The organism is Pseudocitrobacter sp. 73 (assembly GCF_008369545.1).
GTDB classification, from domain to species: Bacteria; Pseudomonadota; Gammaproteobacteria; order Enterobacterales; family Enterobacteriaceae; genus Pseudocitrobacter; species Pseudocitrobacter vendiensis.
Genome location: NZ_VTZO01000016.1, coordinates 82,178 through 104,330 on the forward strand (window position 1 = coordinate 82,178; position 22,153 = coordinate 104,330).

The window sequence follows — 22,153 nt, forward strand, 5'->3', positions numbered from 1 at the left end:
CACTTAAGTTTACCTCGTTTTCGCCATAACGATGATTATTTAGGAGTTTTGAACCAGGCTTAAACGGGACCTGTTACCCCAATTCTGGAGAACAACGATGATGAAACAGACGTTTGCGCGTTGGCTGGCGATTGCTGCGCTGACCGCCGGAGGGAGTTTTGCCGTGGCGGCAGCGACGACCGAGCCTGCTGCACCACCGGTATCTTATGGCGTAGAGGAAGATGTTTTTCACCCGGTGCGCGCGCATCAGGGGATGGTGGCGTCGGTGGACGCGCTCGCCACCCAGGTCGGGGTGCAAATCCTGAAAGAGGGCGGTAATGCCGTTGATGCGGCCGTGGCGGTGGGGTATGCGCTGGCGGTGACGCATCCGCAAGCCGGGAACCTGGGCGGCGGTGGATTTATGCTGCTGCGCACCAAAGACGGGAAGACAACGGCTATCGACTTCCGTGAAATGGCCCCCGCCCAGGCTACGCGCGATATGTTCCTCGATGATCACGGCAACCCGGACAGCAAAAAATCGCTGACCTCACATCTGGCCTCCGGCACGCCGGGCACGGTGGCGGGTTTCTCACTGGCGCTGGAAAAGTACGGCACGCTGCCGCTCAATAAAGTGGTTCAGCCCGCGTACAAACTGGCGCGCGATGGCTTTGTGGTGAACGACGCGCTGGCCGACGATCTCAAAACCTACGGCAGTGAAGTCATTCCCAACCATGAAAACAGTAAAGCGATTTTCTGGAAAGACGGTGAGCCGCTGAAAAAGGGCGACAAGCTGGTACAGAAAGATCTGGCGAAAAGCCTGGAGATGATTGCTGAAAACGGCCCGGATGCGTTTTATAAAGGTGTTATCGCCGATCAGATTGCCGACGAGATGCACAAACACGGTGGGCTTATCACCAAAGCGGATCTTGCGGAGTACAAAGCGGTAGAGCGAACGCCAATCAGCGGTGATTATCGCGGTTATCAGGTCTTCTCGATGCCGCCGCCGTCTTCTGGTGGGATCCACATTGTGCAAATCCTCAATATTCTCGAAAATTTCGACATGCATAAATATGGCTTTGGCAGCGCTGACGCCATGCAGGTGATGGCGGAAGCTGAGAAGCGCGCCTATGCGGATCGCTCGGAATATCTTGGCGACCCCGATTTTGTGAAGGTGCCGTGGCAGGCGCTGACCAGCAAAGCCTATGCGAAGTCGATAGCCGAACAGATTGACGTCAACAAGGCGAAACCCTCCAGCGAAATTCGTCCTGGCAAGCTCGCGCCTTACGAGAGTAATCAAACCACCCATTTCTCAGTGGTGGATAAAGACGGTAACGCGGTGGCGGTGACCTATACACTGAACACCACCTTCGGTACCGGGATTGTTGCCGGGAACAGCGGCATTCTGATGAATAACCAGATGGATGATTTCTCCGCCAAGCCAGGCGTGCCGAACGTTTATGGTCTGGTCGGCGGTGACGCGAACGCGGTTGGGCCGAAGAAGCGTCCGTTGTCGTCGATGTCGCCAACGATTGTGGTGAAAGACGGCAAAACCTGGCTGGTTACCGGTAGCCCTGGCGGCAGCCGGATTATCACCACGGTGCTGCAAATGGTGGTGAATACCATCGATTATGGGATGAATGTCGCCGAAGCCACTAACGCACCGCGATTCCACCACCAGTGGCTACCGGATGAACTGCGCGTGGAGAAGGGCTTTAGCCCGGATACGTTGAAGTTGCTTGAGCAGAAGGGGCAGAAAGTGGCCCTGAAAGAGGCGATGGGCAGTACGCAGAGCATTATGGTAGGGCCAGATGGCACGCTGTATGGCGCGTCTGACCCGCGTTCGGTGGATGATTTGGCGGCGGGGTACTGAATTTACCCACCCCCTCACCCTAACCCTCTCCCTCAAGGGAGAGGGGACCGATTCTCCCTCTCCCTGTGGGAGAGGGCCGGGGTGAGGGCATCAGGCCGCACGAACGCCTTTCACTCGCGCCATAAAATACGCATCCACATATTCGCCGTTGCGCAGCCCGTACTTCTTCCCGGTGCCTTCAATTTCAAATCCGTGCTTCTTATACACCGCAACCGCCGGGGCGTTATCGACAAACACGGTGAGCTCTATACGCTCTACGCGCAGCCAGTTGTCGCACATATCAATCATCTCGCGCACTAACGCACTGGCGACGCCGCGGTTTTGCCAGCCAGCATCAACGCAAATGCCGAAATCGGCCACATGGCTGCGACGTGGGCGTTGCGCTACGTCGATACACAGATGCCCGACCACCGTGTCGTCAATGCAGGCGACCAGCTGCTTGATGCCGGGCTGGTCGGCGAGACGCGCTTCCCACATTTGCTCAGAAGGATGGGGAACCTGTAGCGTGTTGTAATACACCTCCGGTTGGGCGTGGATCTGCCGAATGGCAGCGTAATCTTTCGGTTCCGCGTGGCGTATTACTATCTCACTCATTCCTTGTTTCCTCTGTGGGGGATTATCCCTTTCAACATCATTGACTTTAAAAGCGGAGTCAACTGACATTTTTTGCAAAAAGTGTTGGACAAGTGCGAATGAGAATGATTATTATTGTCCTGCATTCAGGAAGACCCCTGAGGGAGAACCTGAAAGCACGACATTGCTCACATTGCTTCCAGTATTACTTTAGCCAGCCGCGTGCTGGCTTTTTTTTTGGGGATTGTTCCAGCCTGGCTTACTTGCCATTTTGTTCCCGGGCTGTGCTCGCAATCCTCACGTACATTAAGTACGCTCCGGTTGCTGCGCGGGCATTGGTGTCATTCCTTGTCCAAACTTCCTCATTTTGTCTCTCTTTGCTTTGCGCTATGGTGTAACCAGATACCTTTAAAGGACGACATCATGGCCCTACATTGTGCATTCATTGGTTTTGGTAAAAGCACCACCCGCTATCATCTTCCCTATGTTCTGAACCGCAAAGACAGCTGGCACGTGGCGCATATCTATCGTCGCAGCGCGAAGCCGGAAGAGCAGCATCCGCAGTATTCTCACATTCACTTCACCAGCGACCTGGATGAAGTGCTCAATGACCCCGAAGTGAAGCTGGTGGTGGTGTGTACCCACGCTGATAGCCACTTCGACTACGCGAAGCGCGCGCTGGAAGCCGGGAAAAACGTGTTGGTCGAAAAGCCGTTCACCCCCACGCTTGCCGAAGCGAAAGAACTGTTTGCGCTGGCGAAAAGCAAAGGGCTGACCGTTACGCCATATCAGAACCGCCGTTTTGACTCCTGCTTCCTGACTGCGAAAAAGGCGATTGAGAGTGGCAAGCTCGGCGATATCGTGGAAATCGAAAGCCACTTTGACTATTTCCGCCCGGTAGCGGAAACCAAACCAGGGTTACCGCAGGACGGCGCGTTTTATGGCCTTGGCGTGCATACGATGGATCAGATTATTTCCCTGTTTGGCCGCCCGGATCACGTCGCTTATGACATCCGTAGCCTGCGTAATAAAGCCAACCCGGACGACACCTTTGAAGCGCAGCTTTTCTACGGCGATCTGAAGGCCATCGTCAAAACCAGCCACCTGGTGAAAATCGATTACCCGAAATTTATCGTGCACGGCACCAAAGGCTCGTACCTGAAATATGGCATCGACCAGCAGGAAACCAGCCTCAAAGCCAATATTATGCCGGGTGAACCGGGCTTTGCGGCTGATGACTCCATTGGGCAGCTTGAGTACGTCAACGATGAAGGCGTGACGGTGAAAGAAGAGGTGAAACCGGAAACCGGCGACTATGGCCGCGTCTACGATGCGCTGTATCAAACCCTTACCCAGGGCGCGCCGAATTACGTCAAGGAATCTGAAGCTCTGGCGAATCTTGAGATCCTCGAACGTGCCTTCGAACAGGCTTCGCCTGCCACGATTGCCCTCGCCAGATAAGATGTTACGGCTCCTCTATTCTTGTTCACATTTTTTGAACAGAGGAGTCAATTTTCACCCACTATCATCCCAGGCGGTTTAGGGCCACACTTACTCCATCAAAACATGAGGGGGTAACAAATGATTTTCTTACGCAAAGCAAATGAACGTGGTCATGCAAATCATGGTTGGCTGGATTCCTGGCATACCTTCTCGTTTGCTAACTATTACGACCCGAATTTTATGGGCTTCTCGGCACTGCGCGTCATCAACGATGACGTGATTGACGCAGGCCAGGGGTTCGGTACGCACCCGCATAAAGATATGGAAATTTTGACCTATGTACTGGAAGGCGCCGTTGAGCACCAGGACAGCATGGGCAACAAAGAACAGGTTCCGGCGGGTGAGTTCCAGATTATGAGCGCGGGTACCGGTGTACGTCACTCCGAGTACAACCCGAGCAACACTGACCGTCTGCGTCTGTATCAAATCTGGATCATTCCAGAAGAAACCGGTATTACGCCGCGCTACGAACAGCGTCGCTTTGATGCCGAGCAGGGTAAACAACTGGTGCTGTCACCGGATGCGCGTGAGGGTTCGCTGAAAGTGCACCAGGATATGGAACTTTACCGCTGGGCGCTGGCGAAAGATGAACAGTCGGTGCATCAGATTGCCGCTGACCGCCGCGTGTGGATTCAGGTGGTAAAAGGTAACGTCACCATCAATGGTACCAAAGCCACCACCAGCGATGGCCTGGCGATTTGGGATGAGCAGGCGATTTCTGTTCATGCTGACAGCGAAAGCGAAATTCTGCTCTTCGATCTGCCGCCAGTATAATAACGCGTAAATAAATAAGAGAACCTCCCCAATCAACCGGGGAGGTTCTTTTGTCTCCGTGGTAAACTGAGAGGATGTTTCACTTTTATTTCTCTCAGGACGATGAAAAAGAAAAGACCCGTACTTCAGGATGTGGCCGATCGCGTTGGCGTGACCAAAATGACGGTCAGCCGTTTCTTACGCAATCCGGAGCAGGTCTCCGTCGCACTGCGAGGTAAAATTGCTCAGGCCCTGGATGAGCTGGGTTATATTCCTAATCGTGCCCCCGATATTCTCTCCAATGCGACCAGCCGTGCGGTTGGCGTTCTCCTACCTTCCTTAACCAACCAGGTTTTCGCTGAAGTGCTTCGCGGCATTGAAAGTGTGACCGACGCCTATGGTTATCAGACGATGCTTGCGCACTACGGCTATAAGCCGGAGCTGGAGCAGGAGCGTCTGGAATCGATGTTGTCGTGGAATATTGACGGCCTGATCCTTACCGAGCGTTCGCATACGCCGCGTACTCTGAAGATGATCGAAGTCGCAGGCATTCCGGTTGTCGAACTGATGGACAGCAAATCGCCATGCCTGGACATCGCGGTTGGTTTCGATAACTTCGAAGCCGCGCGGCAGATGACGGCGGCGATTATTGCACGCGGCCATCGGCATATCGCCTATCTTGGCGCGCGTCTCGATGAACGTACTATCATCAAACAGAAGGGTTACGAGCAGGCGATGCTTGACGCCGGGTTAGTGCCTTACAGCGTGATGGTCGAGCAGTCATCCTCATACTCGTCGGGGATTGAGCTGATGCGCCAGGCGCGTCGCGAATATCCGCAGCTTGACGGCATCTTCTGTACCAACGATGACCTTGCGGTGGGCGCATCCTTTGAGTGCCAGCGTCTGGGCTTACGTATTCCTGATGATATTGCCATCGCCGGTTTCCACGGCCATGACATTGGGCAAGTGATGGAACCCCGCCTGGCAAGCGTCCTGACGCCGCGTGAGCGGATGGGGCGCATCGGCGCGGAACGCCTGTTAGCGCGGATCCGAGGTGAAGCAGTTACGCCTAAAATGTTAGATTTAGGTTTCACTTTGTCACCGGGCGGTTCAATTTAGCCCTGACAAATTTGAACTAGATCACACATATTCATTTCCGGCACGAATGGTGATTGCTTCTCCACTGGTCCGGCATGACAATGTTACCGATAACAGTTACCCGTAACAAATTCTTGTGTCCAGCAGGAGGACGCTTTGAGCACGACTAATCATGATCACCATGTCTACGTTCTGATGGGCGTATCTGGCAGTGGTAAATCCGCAGTCGCCAGTGAAGTGGCGCATCGACTGAATGCCGCGTTTCTTGATGGCGATTTCCTTCATCCGCGTTGCAACATCGTCAAAATGTCCTCCGGCGAACCGCTGAACGACGACGACCGTAAACCGTGGCTGCAAGCGCTGAACGACGCCGCATTCGCTATGCAACGTACTAACAAAGTTTCCCTGATTGTCTGCTCTGCGCTGAAAAAAGCGTACCGCGACATTCTGCGTGAAGGTAACCCGAATCTCTCCTTCGTGTACCTGAAAGGCGATTTCGATCTGATCGAAAGCCGTTTGAAGGCACGTAAAGGTCACTTCTTCAAAACGCAAATGCTGGTGACGCAGTTCGAAACGCTGCAGGAACCGAATGCGGATGAACGTGATGTGCTGGTGGTTGATATCGATCAGCCGCTGGAAGGCGTTATCAACAGTACTATTGAAGTGATTAACAAAGGCAGTAACGCGTGACAACTTTAACGCTGGTTTTAACAGCAGTAGGCTCTGTTCTACTGCTGTTGTTTTTAGTCATGAAGGCGCGTATGCACGCCTTCCTGGCTTTGATGGTGGTTTCTATTGGTGCAGGTCTTTTCTCGGGTATGCCGCTGATTAAGATCGCGCAAACCATGGAAAAGGGGATGGGCGGTACGCTGGGCTTCCTGGCTATCGTGGTCGCGCTGGGCGCGATGTTCGGCAAAATTCTGCATGAAACGGGCGCAGTCGATCAGATTGCCGTCAAAATGCTGAAATCTTTTGGCCACAACCGCGCGCACTATGCGATTGGCCTGGCGGGTCTGATTTGTGCACTGCCGCTGTTCTTCGAAGTGGCGATTGTGCTTCTGATTAGCGTCGCGTTCTCTATGGCGCGTCACACCGGGACGAACCTGGTGAAACTGGTGATTCCTCTGTTTGCCGGTGTTGCGGCGGCGGCGGCGTTCCTGCTGCCTGGGCCTGCACCGATGCTGCTGGCTTCCCAGATGCACGCCGATTTTGGTTGGATGATCCTGATTGGTCTGTGCGCGGCGATCCCGGGCATGATCATTGCCGGCCCGCTGTGGGGCAACTTTATCAGCCGCTACGTTGAGCTGAGCATTCCGGAAGACATCACCGAGCCGCACCTGGGCGAAGGAAAAATGCCGTCGTTCGGTTTCAGCCTCGCGCTGATTCTGCTGCCGCTGGTGCTGGTTGGCCTGAAAACCATTGCGGCGCGCTTTGTCGCTGAAGGTTCTACCGCATACGAATGGTTTGAATTTATCGGTCACCCCTTCACCGCAATCCTGATTGCGTGTCTGGTTGCTATTTATGGCCTGGCGTATCGTCAGGGTATGGCGAAAGACAAAGTGATGGAAATCTGTGGTCACGCGCTGCAACCTGCGGGCATTATCCTGCTGGTTATCGGTGCAGGTGGCGTGTTCAAACAGGTTCTGGTTGACTCCGGCGTAGGCCCGGCACTGGGCGAAGCACTGACCGGTATGGGTCTGCCGATTGCGCTGACCTGCTTCATCCTGGCGGCTGCGGTACGTATCATTCAGGGTTCTGCAACGGTTGCCTGCTTAACGGCGGTTGGTCTGGTAATGCCAGTTATCGAACAACTGAACTACAACGGCGCGCAGATGGCGGCGCTCTCTATCTGTATCGCGGGCGGCTCGATTGTGGTCAGCCACGTGAACGATGCTGGTTTCTGGTTATTCGGTAAGTTCACTAACGCCACTGAAGCACAGACGCTGAAAACCTGGACCATGATGGAAACCATCCTCGGTACCGTGGGCGCGATTGTCGGTATGATTGCGTTTACCCTGCTGAGCTAGGTTTTACAGAACGTTATTGCGAAAGGGCTTCCCGATGGAAGCCCTTTTTTATTGGCGAAAATGCCCGGTGGCGCTTTGCTTACCGGGCCTACGGGGTGGCGAAATTGTTGTAGGCTGGGTAAGGCGCAGCCGCCACCCGGCGTCGGTCCGGGCTATCAGCCCTTCATCCACATCCGAATACCGTCCAGGAACATCTGGGTTGCCATCATTACCAGAATCAGCCCCATCAGGCGCTCCAGTGCGTTCACGCCTTTCTCGCCCAGCAGCCGTAAGAACAGCGACGATTGCAGCAGAATCGCTACCGTGCCGCCCCAGGCAATCAGTAACGCGATAACGAGGTGGCTTATATTGTTGGGATATTGATGCGAGAGCAGCATTAACGTCGCCAGAAGGGTCGGCCCGGCGACCAGCGGAATGGCGAGCGGCACAATAAACGGCTCTTCACCCGCCGGTAAACCGGAACTATTTTCGGAACTACTCGGAAATATCATCTTAATGGCAATCAAAAACAGAATGATGCCGCCAGAGATAGAAACCGTTTCGGCACGCAGGTTCAAAAAGGCCAAAATCTTCTCGCCGGCGAACAGGAAAATCAGCATGACGAGAAGTGCGATTAAAAGCTCACGTATCATGATCGCCCTGCGGCGCCTGGGTTCCGTGTGTTTTAATACCGACATAAAAATCGGCAAGTTTCCTAATGGATCCATAATCAGGATCAACAAAACGGATGCAGAAAAGATTTCATTCATAACCTAAATTCCCTGATAATCATTGCGGATTTTCTGCTAAGCACGTAGCCGATGGAAAGGTTTCCGAAGTGGCGCGTGTTGGCTCCCAAAATGGGGGTAATAAGTTGCATTTCTGATTGCTTTGCAATCATTGATTAATTTCACTTGCGACTTTGGCTGCTTTTTGTAATGTGAAGGATGTCGCACCGGATCTGGTGGCATTAACAGCACATCTCTGCAGGAAAAAACGTTATGAAAAATGTTGGTTTTATCGGCTGGCGTGGAATGGTCGGCTCTGTACTCATGCAACGCATGGTGGAAGAGCGCGATTTCGACGCCATTCGCCCGGTCTTCTTCTCCACCTCCCAGCTTGGGCAGGCGGCGCCGTCTTTTGGCACCACCACCGGTGGTACGCTGCAGGATGCTTACGATCTTGACGCGCTGAAGGCCCTGGACATTATTGTCACCTGCCAGGGCGGCGATTATACCAACGAAATCTATCCAAAGCTTCGTGAAAGCGGTTGGCAGGGCTACTGGATTGACGCGGCTTCGTCGCTGCGCATGAAAGATGATGCCATTATCATTCTTGACCCGGTCAACCAGAAAGTCATCACCGATGGCCTGAACAACGGCGTGAAAACCTTTGTGGGCGGCAACTGCACCGTCAGCCTGATGCTGATGTCCTTAGGCGGCCTGTTCGCTAACGACCTGGTGGAGTGGGCGTCCGTTGCTACCTATCAGGCGGCCTCCGGCGGCGGTGCGCGTCATATGCGCGAACTGCTGACCCAAATGGGCCAGTTGCACAATCATGTCGCTGATGAACTGGCGAATCCGGCTTCCGCCATTCTCGATATCGAACGTAAAGTCACGGCGCTGACGCGCAGTGGCGATCTGGCGGTCGATAACTTCGGCGTACCGCTGGCAGGTAGCCTGATCCCGTGGATCGACAAACAACTCGATAACGGCCAGAGCCGTGAAGAATGGAAAGGCCAGGCCGAGACCAACAAAATCCTCGCCACCGCGTCCACCATCCCGGTTGACGGCCTGTGCGTCCGTGTCGGCGCGCTGCGTTGTCACAGCCAGGCCTTCACGCTGAAACTGAAAAAAGATATTTCTATCGCCACCGTTGAAGAGCTGCTGGCGGCTCACAACCCGTGGGCGAAAGTCATCCCGAACGATCGTGACATCACCATGCGCGAGCTGACCCCAGCGGCGGTCACCGGCACGCTGACCACGCCGGTTGGGCGTTTGCGTAAACTGAACATGGGGCCGGAGTATCTTTCTGCCTTTACGGTTGGCGACCAGCTACTGTGGGGGGCAGCAGAACCGCTGCGCCGCATGCTGCGTCAGCTGGCTTAATATTCTCAGGGGGGCTTTATGCCCCCCTGTTTACATCTGATAGGTTTTGCGTACTACAAGGAGTAAACGCGAATGTATTCATTTTTCTCTGAGGTTAAATAAAGCGTTGGCTATGCTGTAAGCAAGGTTCCATATTTGTGACCTTGGCTGAAGGTTGGGCGGTGCAGAGAGGAAGCACATTGTGCTGTGCCGTGCAGGTCAAAAATGTCGTCCACATAACTGGAACGAGACGACACTCATATAACAGGATGATGAACCATGTCCGATCGTATTGATAGAGACGTGATTAACGCGCTAATTGCTGGCCATTTTGCGGATCCTTTTTCCGTTTTGGGTATGCATAGTACCGAAGCAGGGCTGGAAGTCCGGGCGCTTTTACCTGATGCGACTGATGTCTGGGTTATCGAACCGAAAACCGGGCGTAAAGTCGGTAAGCTCGAGTGTTTAGACTCGCGCGGTTTCTTTTGCGGCGTTCTGCCGCGACGTAAAAATCCATTTCGTTATCAACTGGCGGTGGTTTGGCATGGTCAGCAGAATCTGATCGACGACCCTTATCGCTTCGGCCCGCTGCTGCAGGAGATGGACGCATGGCTGTTGTCTGAAGGCACACACCTGCGTCCGTACGAGACGCTGGGTGCGCATGCCGACACAATGGACGGCGTTACCGGCACGCGTTTCTCGGTGTGGGCCCCGAATGCCCGTCGCGTCTCTGTGGTTGGGCAGTTCAACTACTGGGATGGTCGTCGTCATCCGATGCGTCTGCGTAAAGAAACGGGGATTTGGGAACTGTTTGTGCCCGGCGCGCACAATGGTCAGCTCTATAAGTTTGAGATGATTGACGCACATGGCCAGCTTCGTATCAAAGCGGACCCCTACGCCTTTGAAGCCCAGATGCGCCCCGAAACGGCATCGCTGATTTGCGGCTTGCCGGAAAAAGTGGTGCAGACGGAAGAGCGTAAGAAAGCAAATGGCTTCGATGCGCCGATTTCCATTTATGAAGTGCATCTCGGTTCCTGGCGTCGCCATACGGATAACAACTTCTGGCTGAGCTATCGTGAGCTGGCAGACCAGTTAGTGCCTTACGCTAAATGGATGGGCTTCACCCATCTGGAACTGCTGCCTGTTAACGAGCATCCGTTCGACGGAAGCTGGGGCTACCAGCCAACCGGACTGTACGCACCGACGCGCCGTTTCGGTACGCGCGAAGATTTCCGTTACTTTATCAATGCCGCGCACGCTGCCGGTCTGAACGTGATTCTCGACTGGGTGCCTGGCCATTTCCCGTCGGATGACTTTGCGCTGGCGGAGTTCGATGGCACCAAACTCTACGAACATGATGACCCGCGTGAAGGCTACCATCAGGACTGGAATACCCTGATTTACAACTATGGCCGCCGTGAAGTCAGCAACTATCTGACGGGTAATGCGCTGTACTGGATAGAACGCTTTGGCATCGATGCACTGCGCGTGGATGCGGTAGCTTCCATGATCTACCGCGACTATAGCCGTAAAGAGGGCGAGTGGATCCCCAATGAATTTGGTGGCCGCGAAAACCTGCAAGCGATTGAATTCCTGCGCAATACCAACCGCGTGCTGGGTGAGCAGGTACCCGGTGCGGTAAGTATGGCAGAAGAGTCGACCGATTTTCCCGGCGTTTCGCGCCCGCAGGAAACCGGCGGCCTGGGTTTCTGGTACAAGTGGAATCTGGGCTGGATGCACGACACGCTCGACTACATGAAGCTTGACCCGGTCTATCGTCAGTATCATCACGACAAAATGACCTTTGGGCTGCTTTATAACTACACGGAAAACTTCGTGCTGCCTCTGTCGCATGATGAAGTCGTCCACGGAAAGAAATCGATTCTCGACCGTATGCCGGGCGATGCCTGGCAGAAGTTTGCCAACCTGCGCGCCTACTACGGCTGGCTCTTCGCCTTCCCGGGTAAAAAGCTGCTGTTTATGGGCAATGAGTTTGCTCAGGGGCGCGAGTGGAACCACGACGGCAGTCTCGACTGGCATCTGCTGGAAGGCGGCGACAACTGGCACCACGGCGTTCAGCGATTGGTTCGCGACCTGAACCACACCTATCGCCACCATAAAGCGCTGCACGAGCTGGATTTTGACCCGTACGGCTTCGAATGGCTGGTGGTCGATGACCACGCGCGTTCGGTCTTTATCTTTGTGCGTCGTGACAAGCAAGGCAATGAACTGATCGTCGCCAGTAACTTTACGCCGGTGCCGCGCCATGATTATCGTTTTGGTATCAATCAGCCGGGTAGCTGGCGCGAAGAGCTGAATACTGACTCGGCACACTATCACGGCAGTAATGCCGGGAATGGCGGCGTGGTGCACAGTGACCATATTGCCAGCCACGGTCGTGAGCACTCCCTGAGCCTGACGCTGCCGCCGCTGTCGACTATCTGGCTGGTCCGGGAGGGGGAATGACTGTACTCGCAGCAGGAACACCCACGCCGTTAGGCGCGCGCTATGACGGCAAGGGCGTGAATTTCACGCTCTTCTCTGCCCATGCCGAGCGGGTGGAACTCTGCGTGTTCGATGCGCAGGGCAACGAGTCGCGCTACGACTTACCTGCGCGCAGTGGTGATGTCTGGCACGGATATCTGCCAAAAGCGCGCCCGGGGCTACGTTATGGCTATCGCGTCCACGGGCCGTGGGACCCTGCGCAGGGCCACCGCTTTAACCCGGCGAAACTGCTTATCGACCCATGCTGCTTTCGGGTCGATGGCGCGCTGAACGATGATCCAACCCTGCACGGCGGGCATCAGCAGCCGGATAACAGCGACAGCGCAGCGATCGCGCCGAAATCGGTCGTGGCTGCGCTGGATTATCAGTGGGAAGACGACGCGCCACCGCGTACCGCGTGGGGCAAAACTGTCATCTACGAAGCGCATGTAAAGGGGCTGACCTATCGCCATCCGGGGATTCCGCAGGAAATTCGCGGCACCTATAAAGCGCTCGCTCACCCGGTGATGATTAACTACTTCAAAACGTTGGGTATTACCGCGCTGGAGCTGATGCCAGTAGCGCATTTTGCCAGCGAACCGCGCCTGCAACGCATGGGGTTAAGCAATTACTGGGGCTACAACCCGATGGCGATGTTTGCCCTCGACCCGCGCTACGCCAGTTCGCCCGAGCGCGCGCTGGATGAATTTCGCGATGCTATAAAAGCGCTGCACCGTGCCGGAATTGAAGTGATTCTTGACGTTGTGCTGAACCACAGCGCGGAGATTGACCTTGATGGTCCGACCTTCTCGCTGCGCGGAATTGATAACCGTAGCTATTATTGGATCAGGGAAGATGGTGATTACCACAACTGGACGGGGTGTGGGAACACGCTCAACCTCAGTCATTCTGGCGGCGTGGAGTATGCCCGTCAGTGCCTGCGTTTTTGGGTAGATGTCTGCCATGTTGATGGTTTTCGCTTCGATTTAGCGACCGTTATGGGACGTACGCCGGAATTTCGTCAGGATGCGCCACTGTTCGAAGCCATTAAACACGACCCGGTTCTGTCTGCGGTGAAGCTGATTGCTGAGCCGTGGGATATCGGGATGGGCGGTTATCAGGTGGGTAATTTCCCGCCGCCGTTTGTGGAATGGAACGACCATTTTCGCGATGCAATGCGCCGTTTTTGGTTGCAGGAAAATCTCTCGTTGGGCGAGTTTGCCCAACGTTTTGCCGCCTCCAGCGACGTTTTTGCGCGAGGGGGGCGTAGCCCGTCGGCTGCGGTGAATCTGGTGACGGCGCACGATGGCTTCACGCTGCGTGACTGCGTTTGCTTCAATAATAAGCATAACGAAGCCAACGGTGAGGAAAATCGCGACGGCACTAGCAATAACCATAGCAATAATCATGGTATAGAAGGATTAGGTGGTAACCTGGACATTATTGAGCGCCGTCGGGCCAGTGTACATGCGCTGCTCACAATGCTACTGCTGTCTCAGGGGACACCGATGCTGCTGGCCGGTGACGAACATGGTCATAGCCAGCACGGTAATAACAACGCCTACTGCCAGGACAATCCGTTGACCTGGCTGGATTGGGAAAACGCCAATGCCGGGCTTACCGCATTTACCGCCGCGCTGATTCATCTGCGCCAGACCATCCCTGCCTTAACGCAGGATACCTGGTGGCAGGAGGGAGACGGCAATGTGCAGTGGCTCAATCAACATGCGCAACCGCTGCATCCTGATGAGTGGCAAAACGGCGTAAGGCGGATGCAAGTTCTGCTTTCCCATCGCTGGCTTATTACGCTCAATGCGACGCACGACGTGGCTACACTCGTTTTACCTGAGGGGGAGTGGCGTGCTGTTCCCCCCTTCGCCGGAGAGGATAATCCGGTCGTCATGGCTGTCTGGCATGGGCCCGCGCACGGAGTGTGCGTATTTCAAAGGTCATAGGCTCTGAAACATTCCGCAGATAGCGGATGAAGACGAGCAACAAAAGGAGTTAATCATGGTTAGGCTGGAAAAAAACGATCCCTTAATGCTGGCGCGCCAGTTACCGAATAAAACGGTTGCGCTGATCCTCGCGGGTGGCCGCGGCACGCGCTTAAAAGATCTCACCATCAAGCGTGCGAAACCGGCGGTGCACTTTGGCGGGAAATTCCGCATCATCGACTTTGCGCTGTCGAACTGCATCAACTCAGGGATTCGTCGTATTGGCGTGATTACGCAGTATCAGTCACACACGCTCGTACAACACATCCAGCGCGGCTGGTCCTTCTTTAGCGAAGAGATGAACGAGTTTGTCGATCTTCTGCCGGCGCAGCAGCGCGTACATGGCGAAAACTGGTATCGCGGTACCGCCGATGCGGTAACCCAGAACCTCGACATCATCAATCGCTATAAAGCGGAATATGTGGTGATCCTCGCGGGCGACCATATCTACAAACAAGATTACTCGCGCATGCTTATCGACCACGTCGAAAAAGGCGCGCGCTGCACCGTGGCGTGCATGCCAGTGCCCATTGAAGAAGCAACGGCATTTGGCGTTATGGCGGTAGACGAAAGTGAGAAGATAATCGACTTCGTCGAGAAACCGGCTAATCCACCGGCCATGCCCAACGACCCGAGCAAATCCCTCGCCAGTATGGGTATCTATGTCTTTGATGCTGAATATCTTTATGAGCTGCTTAAAGAAGACGATCTGGACGAAAACTCCAGCCACGACTTCGGCAAAGACATCATCCCGAAAATCACCAAAGCTGGCATGGCTTATGCACATCCATTCCCACTCTCCTGCGTACAGTCTGACCCCAATGCAGAACCGTACTGGCGTGACGTGGGTACGCTGGAAGCGTACTGGAAAGCGAACCTTGACCTGGCGTCCGTCACGCCCGAACTGGACATGTATGACCAGAACTGGCCGATTCGTACTCACATGGAATCTCTGCCGCCAGCGAAATTCGTTCAGGACCGCTCCGGTAGCCACGGCATGACCCTGAACTCGCTGGTCTCCGGCGGCTGCATTATTTCAGGTTCCGTGGTGGTGCAATCGGTACTGTTCCCGCGCGTACGCGTGAACTCGTTCTGTAACATTGATTCGGCAGTCTTATTACCGGACGTTTGGGTTGGCCGCTCATGCCGCTTACGCCGTTGCGTTATCGACCGCGCCTGCGTCATTCCAGAAGGAATGGTGATTGGTGAAAATGCGGAAGACGATGCACGCCGTTTCTACCGCTCGGAAGAGGGGATTGTGCTGGTAACGCGTGACATGCTGCGCAAATTGCAGGTCAAACAGGAGCGATAATGCAGGTTTTACATGTTTGTTCAGAGATGTTCCCGTTACTGAAAACTGGCGGTCTGGCTGATGTTATTGGCGCGCTGCCTGCAGCGCAAATTGCTGATGGAACGGATACGCGCGTGCTGTTACCAGGTTTTCCGGATATCCGCCGGGGCATCACGGATGCGCAGGTCGTTACGCGCCGTCAGACGTTTGCCGGGCCGATTACGCTGCTGTTCGGGCATTTTAACGGCGTGGGCATTTACCTGATCGACGCGCCGCATTTGTATGACCGCCCGGGGAGCCCGTACCACGATACTAACCTGCATGCCTACACCGATAACGTTCTGCGCTTTGCGCTGCTGGGGTGGGTAGGCTGCGAGATGGCTTGCGGGCTTGATCCGTTCTGGCGTCCGGAAGTGGTGCACGCGCACGACTGGCATGCGGGCCTGGCCCCGGCTTACCTGGCGGCGCGTGGTCGCCCGGCGAAGTCGGTGTTTACGGTGCATAACCTGGCTTACCAGGGCATGTTCTATGCGCATCACATGAATGACATTGATCTGCCGTGGTCGTTCTTCAACATGCACGGGCTGGAGTTTAACGGCCAGATTTCGTTCCTGAAAGCAGGGCTCTACTACGCCGATCACATCACGGCGGTGAGCCCAACCTATGCACGAGAGATTACCGAACCACAGTTTGCTTACGGCATGGAAGGATTGCTGCGCCAGCGCCACCAGGAAGGCCGTCTTTCCGGCATCCTGAATGGCGTGGATGACAACGTATGGAGTCCGGAAAAGGACATACTGCTGGCGTCTCGATATAACCGCGATACTCTTGAGGAGAAAGCGGAAAACAAACGCCAGCTACAAATTGCGATGGGCCTTAATGTTAACGATAAAGTGCCGCTTTTTGCCGTTGTCAGCCGATTAACCAGCCAGAAGGGTCTGGATCTTGTTCTGGAAGCTCTACCGGGTTTGCTGGAACAAGGCGGGCAACTGGCGCTGCTGGGGGCCGGCGATCCTGTTCTGCAGGAAGGCTTCCTTGCGGCTGCGGCGGAGCATCCGGGGCAGGTTGGCGTCCAGATCGGCTATCACGAAGCCTTCTCGCACCGCATTATGGGCGGCGCGGACGTCATCCTCGTGCCGAGCCGTTTTGAGCCTTGCGGCTTAACGCAGCTCTATGGCCTGAAGTACGGCACGCTACCGCTTGTGCGTCGTACCGGTGGCCTGGCGGATACGGTCTCAGACAGTTCGCTGGAAAACCTGGCCGATGGTGTCGCCAGCGGTTTTGTCTTTGAGGACAGTAATGCCTGGTCGCTATTGCGAGCCATCCGGCGTGCTTTCGTGTTGTGGTCTCGCCCATCGCTCTGGCGCTATGTACAGCGTCAGGCGATGAGCGTGGATTTTAGCTGGCAAGTCGCGGCGCACTCTTACCGCGAGCTTTATCAACGCTTGATGTAATCACAGGAACCATTTCTATGAATGCGCCATTTAGCTATGCATCACCGACTCTTAGCGTTGAGGCTCTCAAGCACTCTATTGCCTATAAGCTGATGTTCACAATTGGGAAAGATCCGGCCATTGCCAACAAACATGAGTGGCTGAACGCCACGCTGTTTGCGGTGCGTGACCGCATGGTGGAGCGCTGGTTGCGCTCCAACCGCGCACAACTTTCTCAGGAAACGCGGCAGGTTTATTACCTGTCGATGGAGTTTTTGATTGGCCGCACCCTTTCCAACGCGCTGTTATCCCTCGGCATCTATGAAGATGTCAAAAACGCGCTGGAAGGGATGGGGTTAGACCTTGAAGAGTTGATTGACGAAGAAAACGACCCAGGGCTCGGCAACGGCGGCTTAGGCCGACTGGCGGCCTGCTTCCTGGATTCCCTCGCTACCCTTGGTCTACCAGGGCGCGGCTACGGCATCCGCTACGACTACGGCATGTTCCGCCAGAACATCGTCGATGGTCGCCAGAAAGAATCGCCGGATTACTGGCTGGAATACGGTAACCCGTGGGAGTTCGAACGTCATAACACCCGCTACAAAGTGCGCTTTGGCGGCCGTATCCAGCAGGAAGGCAAAAAGAGCCGCTGGGTCGAAACCGAAGAAATTATCGCCGAAGCCTACGACCAAATCATTCCTGGCTATGACACCGACGCGACCAACACGCTGCGTCTGTGGAGCGCTCAGGCAAGCAGTGAAATCAACCTCGGTAAATTTAACCAGGGTGATTACTTCGCAGCGGTGGAAGACAAAAACCACTCGGAAAACGTCTCCCGCGTTCTCTACCCGGATGACTCCACCTATTCGGGCCGCGAACTGCGTCTGCGTCAGGAGTATTTCCTCGTTTCCGCCACCATTCAGGATATTTTAAGCCGTCACTACCAGTTGCATAAAACCTATGCCAACCTGGCGGATAAAATCGCGATTCACCTCAACGACACCCACCCGGTGCTGTCCATTCCTGAGCTGATGCGCCTGTTAATTGATGAGCACAAATTCAGCTGGGATGACGCGTTTGAGGTGACCTGCCAGGTCTTCTCTTACACCAACCACACGCTGATGAGCGAAGCGCTGGAAACGTGGCCGGTCGACATGCTCGGTAAGATTCTGCCACGTCACTTGCAAATCATCTTTGAAATCAACGACTACTTCCTTAAAACCCTGCAAGAGCAATACCCGCAGGATATGGGGATGCTAAGCCGTACCTCCATCATTGATGAATCTAACGGGCGTCGCGTGCGCATGGCCTGGCTTGCAGTCGTCGCCAGCCACAAGGTGAACGGTGTGTCTGAATTGCACTCCAATCTAATGGTGCAATCACTGTTTGCTGACTTCGCGACCATCTTCCCGATGCGCTTTACCAACGTCACCAACGGCGTCACGCCGCGCCGCTGGCTGGCGCTGGCGAACCCGTCGCTGTCAGAGGTGCTGGATGAGAACATTGGCCGCACCTGGCGTACCGACCTTAGCCAGCTGAGTGACCTCGAACAGCATATCGATTACCCGACGGTAAATCAGGCAGTACATCGCGCCAAGCTGGAAAACAAAAAACGGCTGGCGGCGGCGATTGCCCAACATCTCAATGTGGTGGTCAACCCGAACGCGCTGTTTGATGTGCAGATTAAGCGTATCCACGAATACAAACGTCAGTTAATGAACGTGCTGCACGTGATAACACGATACAACCGTATCAAAGCTGACCCGACGGCGGAGTGGGTACCGCGTGTGAACATCTTTGCCGGAAAGGCGGCGTCGGCGTACTACATGGCGAAGCACATCATCCACCTGATCAACGATGTTGCCAATGTGATCAACAACGATCCGCAAATTGGCGACAAGCTGAAAGTGGTATTTGTGCCGAACTACAGCGTCAGTCTCGCGCAGGTGATCATTCCGGCGGCCGATCTCTCCGAGCAGATCTCGCTGGCAGGAACGGAAGCGTCCGGTACCAGTAACATGAAGTTTGCGCTTAATGGTGCGTTGACCATCGGTACGTTGGATGGCGCAAACGTCGAGATGCAGGAGAAAGTGGGCGAAGACAATATCTTCATCTTCGGTAACACCGCCGAAGAGGTGGAGGAGTTGCGTCGTAACGGCTACAAACCGCGTGACTACTACGAGCAGGATGAAGAGCTGCATCAGGTGCTGACGCAAATCGGCAGCGGGCTGTTCAGCCCGGAGGAGCCGGGACGTTACCGCGACCTGGTTGATTCTCTGATCAACTTCGGCGACCACTATCAGGTGCTGGCGGATTACCGTAGCTATATCGATACACAGGATAAAGTCGATGAGCTTTACCGTAACCCGGAAGAGTGGACGACCAAAGCGATGCATAACATCGCCAATATGGGCTACTTCTCGTCAGACCGTACCATCCAGGAATACGCCAAAAATATCTGGCATATTGATCCGGTGAGATTGTAATTCACTAAAAATGCGAAGGGGCCGAATGGCCCCTTTTTTACGTGCATATTTCGGAAAAGTGCGTGGGGCATAAGTAGGTTGTCGTGATTTACAATTGCCTTTTCGCAGGGAAATGCGGATTGCACAATGAAAAACATAAAATGGATATTTCTGTCTCTGATCATGGCTTTTATCGGTGTGCCCATTCTGGTGCACTGCCTGGCATTATTCTGTGGACTCTGTGTTGCCATTATCGCTTATGTTTTAGAGGGGCTTGGTCTGGCAAAAGAGACGGATGGGCTTCCTTCCGCATTGCTGCTGCTCGCCGTTTGCAATCTGATGTTTTTAGGTGGTCGCATTTGGTCGAGAGATAACGCGCCGGAAGAGAACCTCATCTGGCGGCATGTGATTCTGTTACTGCCCGCGCTCCTGGCATTGTTGGGATGGATTTACGCATTACATCAGGCTGACCTCCGTTTTTACACGATGGGTAGTGGAACACTCGCCGTATTGTTCCCCTGGATGGGGATTCATATCGTTACACTTGTCTGCCAATGGTACTGGGGAAGTCTGCTGATACCGGTTTGTTCGCAGCTAAGCTTTACGCTCGGCTATGGTTGGTCGTTCAGGCGGTGTTTCTTCACAAACAAAGCTGGCATCTGCCGAAGCATCATTCTTTTTCTTATCGCCTTAGCCTCAACTTACGCGGCGTACCAGGCGTGGCAGCAGCAACTCAAATATCCCAACGTTATTTATGAAGAGCGTGATACCCGCAACTACCGGCCTGATAAATGGCATAACGAACTCATCCCGCTTCAGGGCGAACCCGCGTTACAAGTCACCCACAACTGGCCGCGGATGGACGGCGCGACGGCGGGCTATCCTCTCTATGCGTCTGCGTTTTATGCGCTTAACGTTTTACCGAAACGGTTTGATGAGCAGAAATACCTGCTCAATTCGCGCACGCCGACTGCCTGGGAAAATATTATCAAAGGCAATGTCGATATTATTTTCGTCGCACAGCCTTCTGCCGGACAGAAATCAGATGCGCAGAAAATGGGCGTTAAGTTGACCTACACACCGCTCGCACGTGAAGCGTTTGTCTTTATCGTCAACAAAAATAACCCCATTAACAGCCTCACCACTGAGCAGGTCCGCGATATTTTCAGCGGCAAAATTACCAACTGGCAACAGGTCGGCGGTCTGGATGTGGAAATTGAGCCCTGGCAGCGGCCCGAGGGGTCAGGTAGTCAGACCGTCATGCTGGCGAAGGTCATGAAGGGGATGCCAATGCTCAAACCCAGGGAGATGAAGGTTGCTAACCAAATGGGCGAACTGTTGGATGTGGTGGCGCAATATCAGGATACCCCCGGCGCGATTGGTTACACCTTCCGTTATTACGCCACGCGGATGCATGCCCGTGAGGGCGTCAAACTGCTGGCGATTAATGGCATTGCCCCCACGGCTGAGAACATTCACAACAACGTTTATCCCTGGGGCGCGGGTGTTTATATGGTTACTCAGGAAAACCCAACTACGGAAACTCAGAAAGTAGTCGAGTGGTTTTTAAGCCCACAGGGACAAAGGCTGGTGCAGGATGTGGGGTATGTGCCGATGTATGAAGCACTCGCTAACTCAGGGCAGTAACATGGAATCAGTTGATAGATTATTTGCCGACCTCGTCGGCACCGATCCCTACACCGGCGTTGAAATCACCATTGCTAATTGCGAATCAGCATATTGGGATGAGGATATGGTTCCACGCCTGATTAATCAGGCACTGGACGAAGGGGAAAAGTTTGTTGGTGTAGCAGGACTTGATGGCTTGCACCGTTATGATGTCACTCTGAATGTCGGTTTGTCCTCGAGTCATATCTGGCCTGGGTTTTCCATCGCCCCTGCGACTATCAGTCGGCTTTGTGCCAGCGGGGCTGAGTTTGGTTTTGATCCTTATATTAGCGATGTGCCTGATATCACGTGTGAACTCAACACAACAGATGACTTTACCGTTCATTTCTCGGCAATGAAAAATCCTGATGAGCGAACAATCATTGCCTGCCGCCCACTTAGGGAATGCACCTCCTGGATTGAGGATATATACACTCATTGGGTCTTCAGAGAAGCGCTAAAATTTCATGGGGATAACAGCCTGCGCGGATTCCGCAAGAAGCTGGCGACGCTGACGTACTACTGCCGTAATTATTCCTCAACAAACTGTACGGATGAAGGATGCCACTCCTGTGAGGATAACTGTGTTCGCCCCAGTTTTTCTTTGTCGCGCAGTACCCTCATTAGGCTGAATGCGGCTAATGCGAGCTTTGTGTATATACCCTTTACGCGCTCACAAAAGCGGAGGAAGTAATATGCAACCCAGCCCCGCTATGCTTAATCTGATTGAACAGATTTATCACACCTTCCGTCGGTATACGGTGCCTAAACAATTTGTGGTGTGCTGTGAATACTGCCTCAATAAACAACAGCAAAAGGTGTTACAGCTAACCTCGCTACGCGCCATCCCTTATGCATTATTAAATGACTGGATGATTGATGAGTGTTTGTGCGCGATGTCAGATTTGTAGCAGAGACAACGCCGGGTACGGCAACGCCTTACCCGGCA

Annotated in this window: 17 protein-coding genes; 15 read left to right on the forward strand and 2 right to left on the reverse strand. The window is 54.2% G+C overall.

Going from position 1 to position 22,153, the window contains the following annotated elements:
* Window positions 1-97: 97 nt before the first annotated feature.
* Complete coding sequence (gene ggt, locus F0Q32_RS17715) at window positions 98-1,849, forward strand: gamma-glutamyltransferase (RefSeq protein ID WP_149464116.1); 1,752 nt, start codon at window positions 98-100, stop codon at window positions 1,847-1,849.
* Between the two features lie 90 nt (window positions 1,850-1,939).
* Here ggt and yhhY read toward each other — a convergent pair whose 3' ends face one another.
* On the reverse strand, window positions 1,940-2,443 hold the full coding sequence (gene yhhY, locus F0Q32_RS17720) for an N-acetyltransferase (RefSeq protein WP_149464117.1): 504 nt from the start codon (window positions 2,441-2,443) through the stop codon (window positions 1,940-1,942).
* A 402-nt stretch (window positions 2,444-2,845) separates the two neighbouring features.
* Between yhhY and F0Q32_RS17725 the strand changes: the two genes are divergently transcribed.
* The 5 genes from F0Q32_RS17725 (at window position 2,846) to gntU (ending at window position 7,803) form a co-directional block, all read left to right on the forward strand.
* On the forward strand, window positions 2,846-3,883 hold the full coding sequence (locus tag F0Q32_RS17725; protein ID WP_149464118.1) for an oxidoreductase: 1,038 nt from the start codon (window positions 2,846-2,848) through the stop codon (window positions 3,881-3,883).
* Window positions 3,884-4,003: 120 nt separating this feature from the next.
* A complete protein-coding gene (locus F0Q32_RS17730; RefSeq protein ID WP_149464119.1) occupies window positions 4,004-4,699 on the forward strand; it encodes a pirin family protein in 696 nt (231 codons plus the stop codon).
* A gap of 102 nt (window positions 4,700-4,801) precedes the next feature.
* On the forward strand, window positions 4,802-5,797 hold the full coding sequence (gene gntR / locus F0Q32_RS17735) for a gluconate operon transcriptional repressor GntR (RefSeq protein WP_015962646.1): 996 nt from the start codon (window positions 4,802-4,804) through the stop codon (window positions 5,795-5,797).
* A 135-nt stretch (window positions 5,798-5,932) separates the two neighbouring features.
* A complete protein-coding gene (gene gntK, locus F0Q32_RS17740) occupies window positions 5,933-6,466 on the forward strand; it encodes a gluconokinase (RefSeq protein WP_149464120.1) in 534 nt (177 codons plus the stop codon).
* On the forward strand, window positions 6,463-7,803 hold the full coding sequence (gntU, locus tag F0Q32_RS17745; RefSeq protein ID WP_108476565.1) for a gluconate transporter: 1,341 nt from the start codon (window positions 6,463-6,465) through the stop codon (window positions 7,801-7,803). Before gntK ends, gntU begins: the two co-directional genes overlap by 4 nt.
* Before the next feature lie 155 nt (window positions 7,804-7,958).
* Here the strand turns inward: gntU and F0Q32_RS17750 are convergent, their stop codons facing one another.
* Window positions 7,959-8,552 (reverse strand): YhgN family NAAT transporter, encoded by a 594-nt coding sequence (locus tag F0Q32_RS17750; protein ID WP_108476567.1) that lies wholly within the window; start codon window positions 8,550-8,552, stop codon window positions 7,959-7,961.
* A gap of 231 nt (window positions 8,553-8,783) precedes the next feature.
* Here F0Q32_RS17750 and asd point away from each other — a divergent pair, with 231 nt between their 5' ends.
* The 9 genes from asd to F0Q32_RS17795 all read left to right on the forward strand — a co-directional run bounded on the left by asd (window position 8,784) and on the right by F0Q32_RS17795 (window position 22,115).
* Window positions 8,784-9,890, forward strand: coding sequence for an aspartate-semialdehyde dehydrogenase (gene asd / locus F0Q32_RS17755; RefSeq protein ID WP_149464121.1), 1,107 nt, complete (start codon window positions 8,784-8,786; stop codon window positions 9,888-9,890).
* Between the two features lie 258 nt (window positions 9,891-10,148).
* Window positions 10,149-12,335 carry a 1,4-alpha-glucan branching enzyme gene (gene glgB / locus F0Q32_RS17760; RefSeq protein WP_149464122.1) on the forward strand — a complete coding sequence of 729 codons (2,187 nt, stop codon included), beginning with the start codon at window positions 10,149-10,151 and terminating at the stop codon, window positions 12,333-12,335.
* Window positions 12,332-14,308: a glycogen debranching protein GlgX gene (gene glgX / locus F0Q32_RS17765; protein ID WP_149464123.1), complete on the forward strand. Its 1,977-nt coding sequence runs from the start codon at window positions 12,332-12,334 to the stop codon at window positions 14,306-14,308. Before glgB ends, glgX begins: the two co-directional genes overlap by 4 nt.
* Window positions 14,309-14,363: 55 nt before the next feature.
* On the forward strand, window positions 14,364-15,659 hold the full coding sequence (gene glgC, locus F0Q32_RS17770) for a glucose-1-phosphate adenylyltransferase (RefSeq protein WP_149464124.1): 1,296 nt from the start codon (window positions 14,364-14,366) through the stop codon (window positions 15,657-15,659).
* On the forward strand, window positions 15,659-17,092 hold the full coding sequence (gene glgA / locus F0Q32_RS17775) for a glycogen synthase GlgA (RefSeq protein WP_149464125.1): 1,434 nt from the start codon (window positions 15,659-15,661) through the stop codon (window positions 17,090-17,092). The genes glgC and glgA overlap by 1 nt, the downstream gene beginning before the upstream one ends.
* Before the next feature lie 17 nt (window positions 17,093-17,109).
* The gene (gene glgP, locus F0Q32_RS17780) at window positions 17,110-19,557 is read left to right on the forward strand and encodes a glycogen phosphorylase (RefSeq protein ID WP_149464126.1); all 2,448 of its coding nucleotides are present in this window, start codon (window positions 17,110-17,112) and stop codon (window positions 19,555-19,557) included.
* A gap of 126 nt (window positions 19,558-19,683) precedes the next feature.
* The gene (locus F0Q32_RS17785; RefSeq protein ID WP_149464127.1) at window positions 19,684-21,183 is read left to right on the forward strand and encodes a PstS family phosphate ABC transporter substrate-binding protein; all 1,500 of its coding nucleotides are present in this window, start codon (window positions 19,684-19,686) and stop codon (window positions 21,181-21,183) included.
* 1 nt (window position 21,184) lies between these two features.
* Window positions 21,185-21,898, forward strand: coding sequence for a hypothetical protein (locus F0Q32_RS17790; protein ID WP_149464128.1), 714 nt, complete (start codon window positions 21,185-21,187; stop codon window positions 21,896-21,898).
* A gap of 1 nt (window position 21,899) precedes the next feature.
* The gene (locus tag F0Q32_RS17795) at window positions 21,900-22,115 is read left to right on the forward strand and encodes a hypothetical protein (protein ID WP_149464129.1); all 216 of its coding nucleotides are present in this window, start codon (window positions 21,900-21,902) and stop codon (window positions 22,113-22,115) included.
* The last annotated feature ends 38 nt before the right edge of the window (window positions 22,116-22,153 follow it).